The 18,241-nt window shown below is 61.7% G+C and carries 15 protein-coding genes and 1 riboswitch; of the genes, 10 read left to right on the top strand and 5 right to left on the bottom strand.

The window, feature by feature from the left end:
* Window positions 1–28 precede the first annotated feature (28 nt).
* Together ilvC and ilvD are read right to left on the bottom strand one after the other, a co-directional pair.
* Window positions 29–1,051, bottom strand: coding sequence for a ketol-acid reductoisomerase (ilvC, locus tag V3330_RS08920; protein WP_354695064.1), 1,023 nt, complete (start codon window positions 1,049–1,051; stop codon window positions 29–31).
* Between the two features lie 51 nt (window positions 1,052–1,102).
* Complete coding sequence (gene ilvD, locus V3330_RS08915) at window positions 1,103–2,761, bottom strand: dihydroxy-acid dehydratase (RefSeq protein WP_354695063.1); 1,659 nt, start codon at window positions 2,759–2,761, stop codon at window positions 1,103–1,105.
* A gap of 487 nt (window positions 2,762–3,248) precedes the next feature.
* Here ilvD and arsC point away from each other — a divergent pair, with 487 nt between their 5' ends.
* The 9 genes from arsC (at window position 3,249) to V3330_RS08870 (ending at window position 12,350) form a co-directional block, all read left to right on the top strand.
* Window positions 3,249–3,698: an arsenate reductase (thioredoxin) gene (gene arsC, locus V3330_RS08910; protein WP_354695062.1), complete on the top strand. Its 450-nt coding sequence runs from the start codon at window positions 3,249–3,251 to the stop codon at window positions 3,696–3,698.
* Between the two features lie 264 nt (window positions 3,699–3,962).
* Window positions 3,963–6,140 carry a TonB-dependent receptor gene (locus tag V3330_RS08905; RefSeq protein WP_354695061.1) on the top strand — a complete coding sequence of 726 codons (2,178 nt, stop codon included), beginning with the start codon at window positions 3,963–3,965 and terminating at the stop codon, window positions 6,138–6,140.
* 43 nt (window positions 6,141–6,183) lie between these two features.
* Window positions 6,184–7,251: a PepSY-associated TM helix domain-containing protein gene (locus V3330_RS08900; RefSeq protein ID WP_354695060.1), complete on the top strand. Its 1,068-nt coding sequence runs from the start codon at window positions 6,184–6,186 to the stop codon at window positions 7,249–7,251.
* A 209-nt stretch (window positions 7,252–7,460) separates the two neighbouring features.
* Window positions 7,461–7,667: a transcription antiterminator/RNA stability regulator CspE gene (cspE, locus tag V3330_RS08895; RefSeq protein WP_354695059.1), complete on the top strand. Its 207-nt coding sequence runs from the start codon at window positions 7,461–7,463 to the stop codon at window positions 7,665–7,667.
* A gap of 299 nt (window positions 7,668–7,966) precedes the next feature.
* A riboswitch (TPP riboswitch) is annotated at window positions 7,967–8,070 on the top strand.
* 55 nt (window positions 8,071–8,125) lie between these two features.
* On the top strand, window positions 8,126–10,321 hold the full coding sequence (locus V3330_RS08890; RefSeq protein WP_354695058.1) for a TonB-dependent receptor: 2,196 nt from the start codon (window positions 8,126–8,128) through the stop codon (window positions 10,319–10,321).
* Between the two features lie 71 nt (window positions 10,322–10,392).
* Window positions 10,393–10,680, top strand: a complete 288-nt coding sequence (locus tag V3330_RS08885; protein ID WP_354695057.1) for a hypothetical protein — start codon at window positions 10,393–10,395, stop codon at window positions 10,678–10,680.
* 15 nt (window positions 10,681–10,695) lie between these two features.
* Window positions 10,696–11,280 (top strand): nicotinamide riboside transporter PnuC, encoded by a 585-nt coding sequence (gene pnuC, locus V3330_RS08880; protein WP_354695056.1) that lies wholly within the window; start codon window positions 10,696–10,698, stop codon window positions 11,278–11,280.
* Between the two features lie 63 nt (window positions 11,281–11,343).
* Window positions 11,344–12,117: a phosphotransferase gene (locus V3330_RS08875; RefSeq protein WP_354695055.1), complete on the top strand. Its 774-nt coding sequence runs from the start codon at window positions 11,344–11,346 to the stop codon at window positions 12,115–12,117.
* Between the two features lie 53 nt (window positions 12,118–12,170).
* Window positions 12,171–12,350, top strand: coding sequence for a PLD nuclease N-terminal domain-containing protein (locus tag V3330_RS08870; RefSeq protein ID WP_354695054.1), 180 nt, complete (start codon window positions 12,171–12,173; stop codon window positions 12,348–12,350).
* A 44-nt stretch (window positions 12,351–12,394) separates the two neighbouring features.
* Here the strand turns inward: V3330_RS08870 and V3330_RS08865 are convergent, their stop codons facing one another.
* The gene (locus tag V3330_RS08865) at window positions 12,395–14,836 is read right to left on the bottom strand and encodes a TonB-dependent receptor (protein ID WP_354695053.1); all 2,442 of its coding nucleotides are present in this window, start codon (window positions 14,834–14,836) and stop codon (window positions 12,395–12,397) included.
* A gap of 291 nt (window positions 14,837–15,127) precedes the next feature.
* On the opposite strand from V3330_RS08865, the gene V3330_RS08860 reads away from it, so the two are divergent.
* Complete coding sequence (locus tag V3330_RS08860) at window positions 15,128–15,622, top strand: MarR family winged helix-turn-helix transcriptional regulator (protein ID WP_354695052.1); 495 nt, start codon at window positions 15,128–15,130, stop codon at window positions 15,620–15,622.
* On the opposite strand, the gene V3330_RS08855 is transcribed toward V3330_RS08860, so the two are convergent.
* Window positions 15,614–17,200, bottom strand: coding sequence for a BCCT family transporter (locus V3330_RS08855; RefSeq protein WP_354695051.1), 1,587 nt, complete (start codon window positions 17,198–17,200; stop codon window positions 15,614–15,616). The two genes, V3330_RS08860 and V3330_RS08855, sit on opposite strands and share 9 nt — an antisense overlap.
* Window positions 17,201–17,340: 140 nt before the next feature.
* On the bottom strand, window positions 17,341–18,234 hold the full coding sequence (gene msrP / locus V3330_RS08850; protein WP_354695050.1) for a protein-methionine-sulfoxide reductase catalytic subunit MsrP: 894 nt from the start codon (window positions 18,232–18,234) through the stop codon (window positions 17,341–17,343).
* Between the last annotated feature and the right edge of the window lie 7 nt (window positions 18,235–18,241).

Raw genomic sequence — 18,241 nt, 5'->3', positions numbered from 1 at the left:
GAAGCGTTCCGCACCCGGCCCGTGTCGGTCAGGCTGCGGACGATTCGTCCGCGTCGTCGGGCTCGATCCAGCTCATCTGGGCACGAAGATTGGCGCCGACCTTCTCGATCAGGTGCTCGTTGTCTTCGCGTTCCATGCGGCGGAATTCCTTGAGACCCGAACGGTACTCGTCGGCCCACTCCTTGGCGAAACGGCCGCTCTGAACATCCTCGAGGACCTCTTTCATGCGAGCCTTGGTGGAGTCGTCCACCACGCGCGGGCCGCGGGTGAAATCACCGTACTGCGCGGTTTCGCTGACGTAATGGTTCATCTTCGACAGGCCGCCCTCGAACAGCAGGTCGACGATCAGCTTGAGTTCGTGCAGGCATTCGAAATAGGCGACTTCCGGCTGATAACCCGCCTCGACCAGGGTTTCGAAGCCCTTGACCACCAGCTCGGTCATGCCGCCACACAGCACGGCCTGCTCACCGAACAGGTCGGTTTCGGTTTCCTCGCCGAAGGTGGTGGTGATGACACCGCCGCGGGTGCCGCCGATGCCATGGGCATAGGCCAGTGCGCGGTCCTGGGCTTCGCCCGAGGCATCCTGGTGAACGGCCATGATGCTGGGCACGCCTTTGCCTTCCTCGTACTGGCGCCGTACCAGGTCGCCGGGACCCTTGGGTGCGACCATGATCACGTCCATGGTTTCCGGCACTGTGATCATGTCGAAGTGAATGTTGAAGCCGTGCGCAAACAGGATGGAACTGCCTTCCTTCGCGTTCGGGCCGATGGCGCTCTCGAACACATCCGGCTGCTGCATGTCGGGTACCAGGATGGCGATCAGGTCGCCTTTGGCGGCGGCTTCGGCGGGCGTCATGACGACCAGGCCGTCCTGCTTGGCGCGATTCCAGGATCCCCCGTTCTCGCGCAGGCCAACGACCACGTCGACGCCGCTGTCGTGCAGATTCAACGCATGTGCGCGGCCCTGACTGCCGTAGCCGATGACGGCCACGGTCTTGCCCTCGAGGGGCTTGAGGCTGGCGTCCTTTTCAAAATACATCTTCGCGGTCATTTCGGTAACTCCTTGATCAATGGTTTCATGTAATGGTTTGGGGCAATGGTTTCAGTCAAAATCGGGAAAAGCGGTGACGGCGCCGTGCGAGGCGGACGACACCAGCCGGGCGTACTTGGCCAGCGCGCCCGAGGCGTACTGGCGCGGCCGGGGTTTCCATTCCTCCCGGCGTGCATCCAGGTCTGCATCGGTGTTGAGCAATTTGCGGTCGACATCGATGGTGATGGAGTCGCCTTCGCGCAGCAGTGCGATGGGGCCTCCGTGGGCGGCTTCCGGGGCGACGTGGCCGACCATGAAGCCGTAGGTGGCTCCGCTGAATCGGCCGTCGGTAATCAGTGCCACGTCCTTGTCGAGACCCTGTCCCACCAGGGCGGCGGACACGGCCAGCATCTCGCGCATGCCGGGCCCGCCGGCGGGACCCTCGTTGCGAATGACCATGACGTCGCCGGCGTTGATCTGGCGGGATTGCACGGCCGCGAACGCTTCTTCTTCACTCTCAAACACCCGCGCCGGGCCGGTGAATGAAAAATCGCCATGGCCGGCCAGCTTGGCCACGCAGCCCTCGGGTGCGATGTTGCCGTACAGAATGCCGAAGCCACCGCGTGGTTTCAGGGGTTGTTCGAACGCAGTCACGACCTGCTGGCCCGGGGTCTCGGAAACGTTGGCGCATTCCTCGAACAGGCTGCGACCGGTGACGGTCTGGGTGTCGGTCAGCAGGCCGGCCTTCTTCAGCCGGTCGACCACCAGCGGGGTGCCGCCGGCCTGGAACAGATCCGGGGCCATGAACCGGCCGGCCGGCTTCAGGTCGCCGATGATGGGCGTCTTGCGTGAAATCTCGTCGAATTCGTCGATGCTGAAATCCACCCCGGCCTCGCGGGCAATGGCCAGCAGGTGCAGCACCGCGTTGGTCGAGCCCGCCGTGGCGGTGACCAGTGCGGCCGCGTTGCGTAGGGAGTCGTGGGTGACCAGGTCACGCGCGTTGCGGTTCTCGCGGATCATCTCCACCACCAGTTCGCCGGCCTGTCGCACGGCGCCGGGTTTGTCGGGGTGCACGGCCGGGATGTCATTGAGGCCCATCGGTGACAGGCCCAGCGCGGTCAGCGCCATGGCCATGGTGTTGGCGGTGAACTGGCCGCCACAGGCACCGGCGCCCGGGCAGGCTTCGGATTCGATCTCTTTCAATTCAGCGTCGTCAATGGTGCCGGCCGCGTGGGCACCCACGGCCTGGAACACGTCCTGGATCGTGATCGGAATGCCCTTGTGGTTGCCCTGCATGATGGAACCGCCGTAGATCACCAGCCCCGGCAGACCCAGCCGGGCCAGTGCCATGCCGCCGGCCGGGATGGTCTTGTCGCAGCCCACCAAAGCCACCACGCCGTCCAGGCAGTGACCGCGTGTGGCCAGTTCGATGGAATCGGCAACGGCTTCGCGCGACATCAGCGAGCATTTCATGCCCTCCGAACCCATGGAGATTCCATCGGTGACGACGATGCTGCCGAATTCGACCGGGGTGCCACCGGCGGCGCGGATGCCCGACTTGACGTGTTCGGCCAGGTCGCGCAGGTGCATGTTGCACGGGGTGACGTCGGACCAGGTGTTGACGATGGCGATCATCGGCTGCGCCAGTTCCTTGTCCCCCATGCCGGTGGCTCGCAGCATGGCCCGGGCCGCAGCCCGATCCGGGCCTTTCTTGATCTGATCGCTTTTCATGGTATCTGTCTCGCTTGCCTGTGTTTCGTCCGGTGGTGTTGGCACCGATTCCCGTTGTCTCAAAAAAAAACCCGCACTTGCTGGGTGCGGGTTCTTCAGGTTGTTCCGGTTACTGCCTAGCCTGCGCCCGCGCCTTGTCCAATAATAAGAAGGAGCACAAGAAGCGCAGCCAGAGGCAGTACGTTCAGTCGCGCAGCCATCGCACCCGCCGGGCGGACCCGAATGGCGGACAAAGCGTGCAATGAACTGGTTTCCGAACGCATCTCCCGATAAGACCATAGGGTCGCCGGAGTGTCAACTTTTATTTTGGAGCGCTCGCCTCAAACCACCGAAACCAGAGCGCCTGCCAACAAACGACCAGAGTCAAAACGACCGGGGTCAGAGTAAAGGGACAGAGTAAGAGCCCGTTTACTCTGTCCCTTTACTCTGACCCCATTCCTCCAACACGGTGAAACGCAGCTGTCATGTTTATCGAATACATTAGAAGATGGTTCATCAGTCTGACGTTGCCGTGAATATCCTCTTTCTCTGCACCGGGAACTCCTGCCGATCGCAAATGGCCGAAGGCTGGGGCCGCCACCTGAATAACAATGGATTGGAATTCAGCTCGGCCGGCATCGAGGCACATGGAAAGAATCCCCGCGCCATCCAGGTAATGGCCGAAGCCGGAGTGGACATCTCGGGCCAGGAATCCACCATTGTCAGCCCGGCGATGCTGGACCAGGCCAATCTCGTGGTCACGGTGTGTGGCCACGCCGATGAGCACTGCCCGATTCTTCCATCCGGCGTGCGCAAGCTCCACTGGCCGCTCGAGGACCCCGCCCGGGCCGCCGGCGGCGAGGACGAGGTTCTCAACGTATTCCGCGCCACCCGCGATGACATCCGCGAGCGGGTCGAAACCCTCATTCGCGAACTGGTATATCGCGCGCATCCATAAAGTGGTGAAAGGCCGGGGTCAGAAAGGCCGGGGTCAGAGTAAAGGGACAGAGTAAAAGCTCGTTTACTCTGTCCCTTTACTCTGACCCCATTACTCCCTCTGGTCCCAAACTTCCCACATTCGTTCGATTGTCTTGAGCACTGAGCACCGGCCGCGGGGTCGGGCGCTTCCGGCGTTGCGGGGCTGGCCTTCGGTCGTTACACTAGCGCCTGAAATGAGAATTATTCGCATTTGAAAGCGCGCTTGTCCCGAGGAGAAAACCGCATGAAATCGTTGGTGAAACGCCGGCAACTCTGTGCCGCCGTATTGTTCAGTCTGGCCATTGGGACGGGCAATGCCGTGGCGCAGTTGGGCGGTGACGAGAGCGCCGAGGCGGAAGAGCGGGCGGGGGTGCTGGAAGAGATTCTGGTCAGCGCGACCCGGACTGCGCGCACTGACAAGGCGATATCCAACAAGGTGACCTTCGTTGAATCGGAAGAAATCCGGATTCAGCAGACCCTGAGCCTTAATCCAACGGACATGTTGTCGAACCTCCTGCCGAGCTACTCACCATCGCGTCAAAAGCTGACCGGATTGGGTGAGGCCTTTCGTGGGCGTTCGCCGCTCCTGTTGATCGACGGCGTGCCGCAAAGCAACCCCTTGCGCGATGGCAGCCGTGACGGCTTCACCATCGACCTGGCGGTGGTCGAGGAAGTAGAAATCGTATATGGAGCCAACGCCATACAGGGGCTGGGCGCAACCGGCGGCATCATCAACTACAAAACACTGAGTCCATCGCGCACCGGTGAACTGGAACAGCGGGCGGAACTGGGTTTCACCTCTGACGACGACTTCCACAGCAACAGCTCTGGATGGCGCGCCAATTACATCATCGGTCAGCGGGTCGGGCGCTGGGACTTCATCGCTTCGGCGACTTATGAAGACCGCGGGCTTTTCTACGATGGCGATGATGAGCCGGTGGGTATCGACGAGACCCAGGGCGACATCGCGGACTCGGAAACCTGGAATTTCTTCGCCAAGCTCGGATTCGAACCGGACGAAAACCAGCGAATTCAGTTGATGGTCAACTCGTTCAACCTGCAGATGCAGGACAATTACGTTTCGGTTGACGGTGACCGCAGTCAGGGCATACCGACCACCTCGATAAAGGGCAGCACCCCCGGTGAACCCGCCGAAAACGATGTCACCACGATCACCCTGAACTACGGCCATCTCGACTTCCTGGGCGGGCGATTCTCCGCCCAGGTCTACCGGCAGGATTTTTCAAGCAATTTCGGCGGCGGGACGTTCGGTATCTTCCAGGATCCGCTCATCGCTCCGGTCGGAACTCATTTTGACCAGTCACAGAACAACTCGGAAAAAACCGGCGTGCGCTTCACGCAGGTGTACAACCAGGTTTTCGATTCCCCGTTGTCGGTGATCGTCGGCGTGGACTATCTGGAGGACGAGACCGCCCAGGCCTTGATTTTCTCCGGTCGAGACTGGGTTCCCGAAACCAGGTTCAAGAACACGGCACCATTCGCGCAGCTCGATTGGGATGTGACCGAATGGATTCAGCTGACCGGCGGCGCTAGATTCGAGTCCGCCAAACTGGATGTCGCCGACTACGAATCGTTGGCGGGCAACCGTTCCGATTTTCAGCGCGTTCCCGTTCAAGGCGGTAGCCCTGATTTCGATGAAACCCTGATCAATTTTGGCGGCGTGGTCAGGCCCAACGAGGCGCTGAGCCTCTACGGCACTTACTCCGAAGGGTTTTCCATGCCCGATGTGGGCCGCGTCCTGCGCGGGGTGAACACCTTCGATACCCAGGTAGAGTCATTTCTCGACCTGGCCCCGCTGATTACCGACAACCTGGAGTTCGGCGCGGAATACGCCACCGACCGATTCAACGTGCAGGTCGCGTGGTTCGAGTCGACGAGCGATTTCGGCGTGCGACTCGTGCCTGATGCCGATGGAGTCTTTACCGTCAATCGTGAGGAGACCAGGATCGATGGCTGGGAAATCAGCGGCAAGTTCCGCTTCACCGATTGGGTCAGTCTCGGGGCTGGCATTGCCTTGCTGGACGGCCGGTTTGATTCAGACGACGACGGTAGCGTCGATTCGGACCTGGGAGCGCAGGATGTGGGCTCGGATCGAATGAACCTGTTTCTCGATATCACGCCACCGGGTAACTTCAGCTATCGATTGCAGTCGTTTACCTACTTCGACAACACCTTTCGCAACGCAGCCGGAGCCGCGACCGCGGAGTTCGACGGCTACACGACGGTGGATGCCCTGGTGGCCTGGGCGGTGCACCCGACGACACAGCTCAGCCTGGGCATCAGCAACCTGTTCGACGAGCAATACCTGACCTACTACAGCCAGGCGGGCAACACGCGAAACGATCGCTACAATGCCGGCCGTGGGCGGACCCTTACGTTACGGGCGAACTTCCGGTTCTGAGCCAGGGCAACGAAGCACCGTCGGCGAGCACGGATCCGGTCCGGTGAGCTGGTTACGCGCCCTGCATCGCTATATCGGCGTGGTGGCAGCGATCTTGCTGTTCATTCTGGCGGTAACTGGCGGTGTGCTGATCTTCAAGCAGGAAATCTGGTCGCTGCGGTTTCCCGCCTTGTCCGAGCCGTGGGTCAATCCGTCCGCCGCGCAGATTGCCGAGGCTTTTGGTGCCATTCAGGCCGAGTACGCCGACGGGATCCGGTTGATCCGGGTGCCGCAGCCGGATATCCGTGCCTACCATGTGTATCTGGAAACCGGGGAGGTCTTGTGGCGCCAGGACGGTGCGGGTGCTGTGGCCGAGTGGGCCTGGTTTGAATCGCCGCTGGGCGTCATAACCGAACTTCATCGGCACCTGGCAGCCGGAGATTTTGGTAATTCGCTCCTCGGTTGGCTGGGGCTCGTGGCCACGCTGATGGCCGTGAGCGGAATGATTCTGTGGTGGCCTGTGCGGCACCAGTTTCGAGTTGCATCACTGCGACCGCGCCGCCTCAGCAGATCCGCGCTGCTTCGCATGCACCGCGACCTTGGTGTCCTGACCGCAGTCCTCATCATCCTGTTCGCGCTCACTGCGTCGGCGGTCGTGTTCGGCCAGGGGGCAAGGAATCTGCTCAATCACCTGCTGAGTCCGGATGCCCGGGCATCCGCACCGGTGCGCGTCGTGGCCGCGGGGCAATTCGACCCGCCCAGTGGGGGAATGATCGAGCGGGTGATCGAGGCGCTCCCGGGGGCGCGACTGATGTCCTGGTCACCACCGCGTCCGGAAAATGCGGTTCATTATTTTCGCCTTCGACAGGTGGGCGAAGTGCACCCCTATGGTCGTTCCACCGTGCACATCGATGCACGAAGCGGCCGAGTGCTGGCTGTCTCGGATGCGACTCGCGCGCCAGTCGGGGATCGCGTCGCCAACTGGATGTATCCGTTGCATGCTGCCCGCTGGGGAGGTGTAGCGTACCGCGTCATCGCATTGGCCGCGGCGCTCGTCCTGGTATTGATGAGCCTGACCGGAATCATATGCTTCGTTCGTGGGCTGCGGTCGCGGGTTTCAAAAAACCACTGATTTACTTGAGATTCATTTCGTGTGGCGCTACATTATGGGGCGCCAGCCCTAAAGAGACAGCGCCTGAAGTGCTGCCGAGAAGGCTGGTAAAAAGGTTGGTTGCACGTCTATCCCGTATGCTCAGAATTCCTTTCACGGTATCTCCTGCATTCATTCCGGATGACTCCTGCAATTGATTAAGCAATTCGTACTGATTAAAGGTAAAAAAAATGGCTACAGGTACCGTTAAATGGTTCAATGACTCGAAAGGCTTCGGCTTCATCGCCCCGGCGGATGGTGGCGCGGACGTTTTTGTCCACTTCTCCGCGATCCAGGGAAGCGGCTTCAAGTCGCTGGCTGAAGGTCAGGCCGTAACGTTCGACGTCGAGCAGGGTCCCAAGGGCCCGCAGGCGTCCAACGTGGTTCCCTCCGGCTGAAGACGGCCGAGACCGGGGTGCGATCCGGCACCGCTCACACCGACGTGCCGATTGACTCGAACCCCTGATGAAAAACCCCGCCGCCCGGCGGGGTTTTTCATATCCGACCGATCGCCGAGAGGGTTTCGCGGGATCGGTTCGGAATGCATGTACCCTCGTCCGGGCGCGCTACCTGACGCGCCCCGATCCCGAATGATTGCCTGGCGCGACTACTTCCGCGCCGCCAAGGCGTTGCGGACACGCTGGCGCCACGGCGGGAAGTCCCGCTTTCACTCCTTGGCGCGTTGCATTACAATTTGCCTGTTCCTTGGGGGTGGCCCTTACGGGTCTGAGATCTGCGTAGCAGGAACCCTTCGAACCTGATCCGGTTAGTACCGGCGTAGGAAGAGGACCTGTTGTGCCCACCTTTCTCCCGTACCCCGGATCCTTGAACCTTTCGTCATTGGTCCGAGGATACCGTGAAAAAAAAACTCATACCCATTCTGCTGCTGCCTTCGCTGGCCTGGGGCGCGCAGGAATCTGAAATTTCCGGGCCGGAAACCCTGTTGGAAGAGGTGGTCGTTTCCGGCTACCGGCTGAGTTCGCCGCTGGAAACCGACACCAGCATCACCGTGCTCGATGCCGAAGCCATCGAACGATCCTCCATTCAGCATTTTGAAGAGCTGATTCCGCTGGTGCCCAACATGAATGGCTCGGGCGAGGCTTCGCGCATGCGCTACCTGCAACTGCGTGGGCTCGGGGAGCGTGAACAGTACGAGGGCGCGCCGAATCCGTCAGTCGGTTTCATCATCGATGACATCGACCTGTCCGGGGTTGGAACGGTCGGTGGCCTGTTCGACATCGGCCAGGTCGAGGTGCTGCGCGGTCCGCAGAGTGCGCGCTACGGTTCGAGTGCCCTGGCCGGCGTGGTGTACATGCGCAGTACCCGGCCTTCCGCGACACCGACCCTGGCGGCTGAACTGAACGGCGGCGGCGACGGCATGTTCTCCGCCGGTATCGCCGCGGGCGGGGCGCTGGCCGACGGCCTGAATGCCCGCATCGCGGTGCAGCACTTCGAGCAGGATGGTTTCCGCGACAATGCGTGGCTGGACCGCGACGATACCAATGGCCGTGACGAACTCACCGCCCGGGCCAAATTCGACTGGGCCATCTCGGACGACTGGAGCGCGCTGCTCACCCTGATGTACCTCGATTTCGACAACGGCTACGACGCTTTCACCGTGCGCAACGATGACCTCATGCACTCGGACAAGCCAGGCGAAGACCGGCAGGAAACCCGCGCGGCGTCATTGCGCCTCGAAGGGCCGCTGAGTGGCGCGGTGGACTTCGTCTCCATCACCAGCTTTGCCGATTCGGACATTCGCTATGGTTTCGACGGGGACTGGGGTAACGACGACTTCTGGGGAAGTTACGGTAACTACATCTACGATTACAGCTACGTCAATCCGCGCCAGCGCGATTCCCTGGCCCAGGAGTTTCGGCTGCAGTCCTCCAGCGCAGGACGCCTGTTCGGAGGCACGACCGATTGGGTGATCGGCCTACACGCCGACCGGCTGGAAGAAGACAATGCCATTTCCTCAACCGGAGTCTACGACGACAGCGGCGCGGAGAATTACTGCGCGCCGTGTCTGACCGATCGTCAGATCCAGAGCCGCTACCAGGCCGACACACTGGCGCTGTTCGGCAGCCTGGACGCCCGGTTGGCGCCAGCCTGGACCCTGTCCGCCGGTCTGCGCTACGAGCGTTGGAAGGCCGACTACCAGGACCAGTGGTCGGACATCAACTACCCGGGTGTACCACCGGAAGGCAACAGCTGCACCCAGTTCGACTGCCGGCCGGACGAAAACCTGTGGGGCGGTCATCTGGCCCTGAGTTACGATCTGCGTGACGATCTTCGAGCCTACGCCCGAGTGGCTCGCGGCTTCAAGTCGGGCGGCTTCAATCCGTCGCTGGCGGCTCTGCAAGGCGTGGCGCTGCTCGGGCCGGAGTTCATTCCGTATGAGCCCGAGTATCTGTGGAATTATGAACTGGGCCTGAAAGGCCTGTTCCTGGGCGGGCGCCTCGCCGCCGATTTCGCGGTCTTCACGATGGATCGCCGCGACGCCCAGCTCAGTCAGTCGAGTCAGCAGGTGGCTTTCGACCCGAACAGCTTCGTGTTCGTCACCTACAATGGGGACGCCCGGGTAAACGGCCTGGAGACCAGTCTATCCTGGAGCCTGACCGACGCCTGGACCCTGCACGGCTCACTCGGGCTGCTCGACAGCGAGATTCGCGAGTCGGAAAAGACCGCCGCGGTGAGTCCGAACGCCATCGACCGCGATCTCGCCCACGCACCTTCGTGGAATCTGAACCTGGGTGCCTCCTGGACAACGGACGGCGGTTGGTTCGGCCGTCTGGATTTCAATGCCAGCGATGCGTTTTATTTCGACATCAGCCACAATCAGAAGTCGTCGTCCTATCAGGTCGTCAACCTGCGGGTCGGCAAGGCCTGGGGCCGATGGTCGGTGGCCGCCTGGGGGCGAAATATTTTCGATGAGAACTATGCCACGCGCGGTTTCTACTTCGGTAATGAGCCGCCGTTGTTCGAAAACACGTTGTATACCCGTTTCGGTGACCCCGCGAATTACGGGGTGACCGTGCGCTATCAATTCTGACAAAAACCAATATCGGCGCTTCACGGATTCAAAGTAATGATGCACCGATCGGAGTCGAGGAATATCACACCATGATCATCACCGCAGAGCTCAGTCTCTACCCCTTGCGCGACGGCGCGATTTCGACCATCGTGGATTTCATCCACGACCTGCGCGGGCACCTGGATGCACACGCCAACGGTGGGGTCGAGATCGTCACCAATCAGCTCAGTACGCAGTTGTGCGGCGAGTACGAAGCCGTGACCGGGGCCATCAACATCTGCATGCGCCGGGTCATGGACGCCGACGGTACCGTGGTTGTGGTGGTCAAGTACCTGAACGTGGACAAGCCCATCGGGCAGACTCCGCGGGTCGACTGAGGCGGGTGACGGCGCGTGCTGGCCTGGGAACTGCTTGCCGTTGTGCTGGCCGTCACCTACCTGGTGCTGGCCATACGGCAGAACATCTGGTGCTGGGCCGCGGCCGCAATCAGTACCGTGATTTACCTGTTCATCATGTTCGAAGCGCGTCTGTACATGGAGTCGGTGCTGCAGCTGTTCTACCTGGCGATGGCCGCTTACGGCTGGCATCAGTGGCGCCGGCACGGACGACCCGGCGAGGATCTGAAGGTGAGCACATGGCCGTTGTCCCGTCACGCCTTCGCCATCGGCGCAGTGCTGGTTCTGGTGTTCGCCAGCGGCCACCTGCTGACCGAATACAGCGACGCGGCCCTGCCTCACCTGGATTCACTGACCACCTGGGGCGCCATTGTCGCGACCTATATGGTGGCACGGAAAATTCTCGAGAATTGGGTTTACTGGTTTGTTATCGACGCCGTGTCGGTGGGTCTGTATCTGAACCGCGGTCTGTTCCTGACGGCGTTGCTGTTCGTCGGCTATCTGGTGCTGATCATCATCGGTTACCGGAGCTGGCGGGCGAGCATGGCGGATCCGGACCCGGAACCGGAGCCGGTCGCATGAATCGCTTGCGCCCGCCAGGGGGGATTGCGCAGCAGGCGCCGCGGCGGGTGCGAGGCGAATGACATGAGCCCGCGCGAAGCCCTGCTGATGATTCCGGGTTTCGCGCACGCGCGTGTGCTCGGTCAGCTTGCCGACGGCCCGGCCAGCGCGTCCTGGCTGGTGGAGAACGCTGAGGGGCGGTTCGTGCTGCGTGTGGATACGCCGCAAACGAAAGACCTGGGGCTGGACCGCGCCGCCGAGACCGAGGTGCAGGCGGCGGTTGCGCAAGCCGGACTGACCCCGCCGGTTGTGTTCAGCGCGCCCGATCGCGGGGTCAGTCTGCGGCCGCACCTGGAGGGCCGCGCCTGGACGGCGGCGGACCTGGATTCCGACACCAATCTCAAACGGGTGGCCGCGCTGCTCGGAAAACTGCATGCCTTGCCGCCCGTGGGTCCGCGCTTCGAGCCGGGCAGGGCAATTCGCCGCTACGCGGACTCGATGGGAACCCCGGATGCCCGCAAGCGGGCCGACGAAGCCAATGTGCTGCTGGCCGAACTGCGCGACCCGCCACCGCGTGAATGCCTGTGTCACAACGACCCGGTTGCCGGCAACCTGATCGACGACGGCGAGCACCTGTGGCCGATCGACTGGGAGTTCGCCGGCATCGGTGATCCCATGTTCGACCTTGCGGTGGTGATGGAGCACCACGGTCTGGCTCCGTCATTGCGCGAAGGTCTGCTGCATGCCTATCTCTGTCGCGAACCACGCCACACTGAAGTACTGCGCATGAACGCCTGGTGTCATTTCTACCGTATTCTGCTGCACGTGTGGAACCGGCGAATCGGCCTGCCGGGCTGATTGCGGTATGCTTTCGGTGGGCGCATCGGCGTCAGCCTTGTCAGGAGAAGACCATGGGAACCGGTAGTGGCATACTCGGCCTGCTTGTCCTAATTCTGGACATTTGGGCCATCATCAAAGTCATTGGCAGCGGCGCGACCGCCGGCGCGAAAGTGCTGTGGGTGATCGTCATCCTGGTCCTGCCCGTGCTGGGCCTGATCCTGTGGTGGTTTCTGGGGCCGAAAGCGCCCTGACCACCGAGTGGTGAGGCAGGGGCTGAACGCCCCTGCCTGGTGGATCAGTAGTCGTAGGAGAAACGGATGCCGTAGGTGCGCGGACGGTTGGTGGTGATGCGCGGAATGTCGTCCTGCACATTGAAGAACAGGTCGGCCCGCTCGTCGGTCAGGTTGCGCACATACAGTTCCACGTTCCAGTTGTCGATCCAGGTGCCTACCGACAGGTCCACGGTGGTATAGCTGTCCTGTTTGCGGCGGTCGGCGGCGACGATGGAACTCCAGCTGTCGCCCGCGTACTGCACCGCGCCCTGGGCGTAGACCTGCATCGAGTCGAGGAACCAGTCGTAGCGCGCCCGCAGGGTGCCGGCGAATTCGGGGGTGAGCGCCAGTTCGCTGCCCACCGGAGCCAACTCGATGACGGTCGATTGGGTCGCCGTCAGTTCCGTGTCGATGTAGGCGAGTGCGCCGTGCAGAGTCAGGTTGTCCGTGGCGGCCCAGACGAAGTCGGTTTCGATGCCGCGAATTTCAGAATCCGCCGCGTTGTCGATGAAGGTCAGGATGGACACGTTGATCGGATCGAAACGGGAAGTCTGCATGTCCTCCCATTCCACGTAATACACGGCGCCATTCCACTGCACGGCGCCGCCGGCCAGGGTGGCTTTCCAGCCCAGCTCGTAGTTGATCACATCATCCGTGTCGTACGTGACCGGCACCGTCGGAAACGACGGATTGAACGACGGCGCGCCGCCGCCCCGGTTCCAGCCGCCCGAACGGAAACCCTCGGAGTAGGTGCCGTAAACCATCAGGTTGTCGGTCGGCCGCCAGGTTACGGTCAGCTTGGGTACGCTGCCGTCGATGTTGAGCGGTTCGGTCGAATGGCCGAACGTGCTGTCGTAATCGCGTCCGCGATCGGAATCGACCGAGCCCTGGAAAATGCCGTTGGTGAAATTGGATGAGCCGTAGAAGTCCAGGTCCATGTCGTACCAGCGCCAGCCGAGCGCGGCTGTCCACTGCTCGCTGATGTCCCACGTGACTTCGCCGAACACCGCCCACTGCTCCTCGGTGCGGGTGATGTCGTTGAAGAAACCGACGCCGACCGGACGCACGTTCGGGTTGATGTTGCGCGCGGTCGAAATCGGTGCGTTCTGCGCGAACCCGAGCGCCTCGCTGTTGCCCGGCGGCAGGTAGAAATAGTCGTCCTGGGTTTCCAGTTCGAAGTCATCGTAGAACACACCGGCCGTCACGCGAACCGATTTGTCCTGCGGCGAGAATAGGCGGAACTCGTGCGTATTGCGCGTGATGTCCTGTTGGCCCTTGAAGCCCTTGGTCGGATCCAGGCAGGTGCGCACGTCGGTGATCACGTTCGGATCGATGCCGTAATTGACGATGTAATCGGGGTTGGTATAGGTGCAGGTGTAATAGGCGATGAAACCGCCGACGTTGTTGTAACCGGTGTAGTCCACCGATTGCTCCACGTTGCGGTCGAGGTAGGCGCCGGTGTACAGCACCTCGAGCGCTCCCATGCGGCCTTCCAGGGTCCACGCGATCTGGTCGAACTCGTCTTCCAGGCTGTCCTCGAAGTAACGTTCGACCTGGAGATCGCCCACGGCCGGGTCGTAATCGAATACGCCGTCCGTTTCCAGTTTCTGGTTCATGTAGGTCAACTGGCCGGACCATTCGTCATTGAACCAGTACTTGGCGCTGATCCGGGCGCCGCGATAAGTGGCGTCGTTGAAATTGTCTTCGACCAGCACGGCGTTGTCGGCGACCGCCTGGCTGTAGTCGGCATCTGCTGGCAGCGTGGTGTTGACCGCCGGGTCGAGTTGGTACTGGCCGGCCACGTTGTCGATGTAGCCGCCGTAGCTGGCGTTGTAGACCACGGCGCGTACCGCGAACGTGTTTTCAATCACCGGAAAGTTGAGGAATGCCTCGGTGGTGTAACTCATGTCACCGCTCTTGGTGTCCGCCATGCTGGCTTTGAAGCCGGCATCGAATTCGGTGACATCGGGTTTGTTGGTGATCATGCGGATGGTGCCGGCCTGCGAACTGATGCCGTACAGGGTGCCTTGAGGGCCGGGCAGCACCTCGATGCGCTCCATGTCGGCCACGTAGACATCCAGATTGCGTCCGGGCGCGGTGATGGGTTGCTCGTCCAGGTACATGGCCACGTTCGGGGTCGAGCCCTGAGCGCCCGACAGCATCACCGTGATGGCGTCGATGGACATGCCGCGGATGTAAACCTCGTTCTGGCCGGGGCCGCGGCCGCCGGCGTTCACATTGGGCAGAAACCGGACGTAGTCGTCGAAGTTTCCAACGTTGAGTTCGTCCAGGGTTTCACCGGTCAATGCCTGCACCGTGATGGGGACGTCCTGCAGCGAGGCTTCGCGCTTGGTGGCGGTTACCGTGACTTCTTCGAGCACGCGTTGCTGGGCGGCGGCGGGGTAGGCGGCGACACTGGCCGCGAGGCCGCAGAGCACCGCGGCGCTCAAGGGATTGCGCTTCATTCTTCACTCCTCTTCGGGTGTGTACGAGACAGGCCGGTGCACATGCTTCGGCCCAATTTATCTATTGTACACAAATTAAACTGAAAGATTGAGGGTGGCCGAAATCGAGCGTAATTAGCGCTTATCATGCCGAATGGGTGAATTAATTCATTGAATTGAATGCGATTGGGTTCGTCGCACCGATTGAAAAACCCGGATTCATGCAGCGCCGTTACCGCGCCCGGACCGGGATGGATTTGGGCCCGGTTCGCGATATATGCGTGCCGCTCGGGAGCGGGTTATCATCCCCCCATGGACTCCGACGAAATCCTCGTTTCGCTGCGGCGGATCATGCACCGAATCGACCTGCACTCGAAGCAGTTACAGCGCACGTCCGGTCTGACCGTGCCGCAGTTGCTGATTCTCCACTCCGTCGCCCGGGCCGGCAGTCTTCCGGTGAGCGCGATTGCGCGTGAAGTGAGCCTGAGCCAGGGTACGGTGACTTCGGTTCTGGACCGGTTGGAAAAGCGAGGGTATCTGGTTCGCCGGCGCGACTCGCCGGACCGGCGCGTGGTTACGGTCAGTTTGACCGGGGCCGGAAAGCAGGCCGTTGAAGAGGCCCCCGGCCTGTTGCAGGAGGATTTTGTCGACCGCTACGACCGGCTGCCGGATTGGGAGCAGAAAATGCTGGCAGCGGCGGTGGAGCGCATTGCATCACTGATGGATGCCGAGACCATGGATGCCGCGCCGATACTGGAGGCCGGAACGATCGATCCGGCCGCGGACCCGCCCGACGCTTCAGCCTGAGTCCGGTTGCCGGGGCGGCGGATGCGCTCGCACCGGCAGATCCTGACTGAGTGCCCGATACAGTCCAAAGCACATCGCCACCAGGACCAGCGCGAAGGGCAGGCCGGTGGTGATGGCCGCGGTCTGCAATGCCAGCAAGCCACCGCCAGCCAGCAACACGGCCGCGACCACGCCTTCGGTCAGGGCCCAGTAAATCCGCTGGGCGACCGGCGGGTTCAGATTTCCCCCGGCGGTGATGATATCGATGACCAGTGAGCCCGAATCCGAAGAGGTCACGAAAAACACAAAGACCAGCAGAATGGCGATAAACGTCGTGATGGAGGTGAACGGGTACAGTTCCAGCAGTTTGAACAGCGCGGTGGCCATGTTGTCATTCACCGCGGCCGCCACGTTGGCGCCTTCGTACAATTCGGCGAAGATGGCCGCGCCGCCGAATACGCTGAACCACAGGAAACTCAAGACGGCCGGCACCAGCAGCACGCCGCCCAGGAACTCACGAATGGTACGTCCTTTGGAAATGCGTGCGATGAACATGCCCACGAACGGCGACCAGGCAATCCACCAGGTCCAGTAAAACAGGGTCCAGTTGCCTTGCCACTCGCTTTCCATCCCGTAGGTTTCCGTCCAACTCCCAAGCAGCATCAGGTTCTGCAGGTAATGGCCGGTATTCTGTACCGTGGATTTGAGCAGAAACAGGGTGGGGCCGCCGATCAACAGAAACAACAGAAGAATCACGGCCGCCACCAGGTTCAGTTCGCTCAGCCGGCGAATGCCGTGATTCAGTCCGGAAATCACCGAGGCCGTGGCGACCAGGGTAATGCCCAAAATCAGCAGCACCTGGACCTGGGCTGAAACCGGCACACCAAACAGGAAACCCAGTCCGCTGTTGATCTGGGTGACACCGAAGCCCAGTGAAGTGGCGACGCCGAACAGGGTCGCAACCACAGCGAGCACGTCGATGACCGTGCCGGCGGGCCCGTAAATTCGCTTGCCCAGCAGCGGATAGAATGCGCTGCGGATGGTGAGTGGCAGCCCGCGGTTGTAGCTGAAGTACGCCAGGCTCAGGGCGACGATGGCGTAGATGGCCCAGGCGTGAAAACCCCAGTGCAGAAACGTGAGATCCATGGCGCGGGTTGCCGCATCGGCGGTGCCGCCGGCCATCTTCGGGGGGTTGTGGAAGTGGATGACGGGCTCGGCCACGCCGTAAAACAGCAGTCCGATGCCCATGCCTGCGCTGAACAGCATCGCGAACCAGGTGGGGCGAGAGAACTGCGGCCGGGCGCCGGGTCCGCCAATGCGAATCTGGCCGAAGCGGCTCAGTGCCAGAAAAATGCAAAAAACCAGAAAGCCCTGCACACAGAGAATCAGGAGCCAGCCGAAGTACTCGGTAATCCATTGCTTGATCGCCAGGAAGACCGCTTCGGACGTATCGAGATTGAGCAGGGTGAGAAATACCACGCCAATGATGATTGCGGTGGAGACACCGAACACCGTCGGGTGCATATGCAGGTGCATGCCGCCGAACTTGAATTTCCTGGAAACGTGACTGGGCTCGGTGCGCGAAGATGAGTCATTCATCCGTGCAACCCTAGCAGAGCGCGAAGAACATTGCTCCTCGCGTTACCTTTGTCCGGTCTGCCCGGCACGGAGCCCGGGGCGCTGTTCGCGGATCATGGGCTTGCCACTGAATTTTACTTCCTGCGACCCCGCAATCCCGATCACACGTACAGGGCATTCACCCATTCCGCATAGCCGTTGAGGGGCAGGGTCTCGCGCCATTCGCCAGTGCCGATGCACAGTTCCTGGTGTTGTGGAATCCGGGTGTGGGCGTAGTTCGGGTCGACATTGCAGAGCGGGTCGCTCATGGAGGGCCGATTGGTCTCCCAGAATCCCGGGAGCGGTGTGTCCAGCACGCGAATCCGGGTGATGGATTTCACGCTTTTGGTCGCGTATTTCCACGGCACGACCAGTCTGAGCGGTGCGCCATGGCTGGTGGGCAGGGGCTTGCCGTAGACTCCGCTCGCCAGAAAAGTCAGTTCGTGCGCGGCTTCACGCAGGGAAAGCGTCTCGCCATATGGCCAGGCGGAGTAGTAGCCGGAGGCCTGCACGGGCGCGATCTCCGGCAAATTGAAACTTTCAAACCGCACGTAGCGGGCGCCGGACAGCGGCTTCACCCGCTCCAGCAGGGCCCGCAACGGAAATCCGGTCCACGGAACCGTCGCGCTCCACCCTTCGATGCAACGGAAACGATAGCTGCGTTCTTCCTGCTGCAGTCCTGCGATCAGGTCTCCGGCCTGCAGGGTAAGCGGATGCTCCACCAGGCCGTCGATGGTGATGGGCCAGTCGCGGGTGTCGAGCGCCTGCGCCTGTGCGGCGGCTTCAGCGTGCCAGGCGGAGAACTCGACAAAGTTTCCCGGGGGCGGCCGGGATGGATCACTGATCGCCTGTATGTTTGCGGAAGAACCGGCCAGCGCGATGCCGCCCCAGGCTGTACCGGCAAGGCCGGCCAGACCCACGGCGCTGAGGAATTCACGGCGCCGCCAGTACGCGGTCTCGTCGGTCGGGGCGGGGGCGTTGTGTTCCCAAATCTTCTTTGTGCGGATATGAGCCATTGCGAAT

Source organism: Elongatibacter sediminis (genome assembly GCF_037892215.1).
In the GTDB taxonomy this organism is placed as follows: domain Bacteria; phylum Pseudomonadota; class Gammaproteobacteria; order Xanthomonadales; family SZUA-36; genus Elongatibacter; species Elongatibacter sediminis.
The sequence above is the reverse complement of the archived record's forward strand: the minus strand, read 5'-3'. Positions and strand labels throughout refer to the sequence as shown.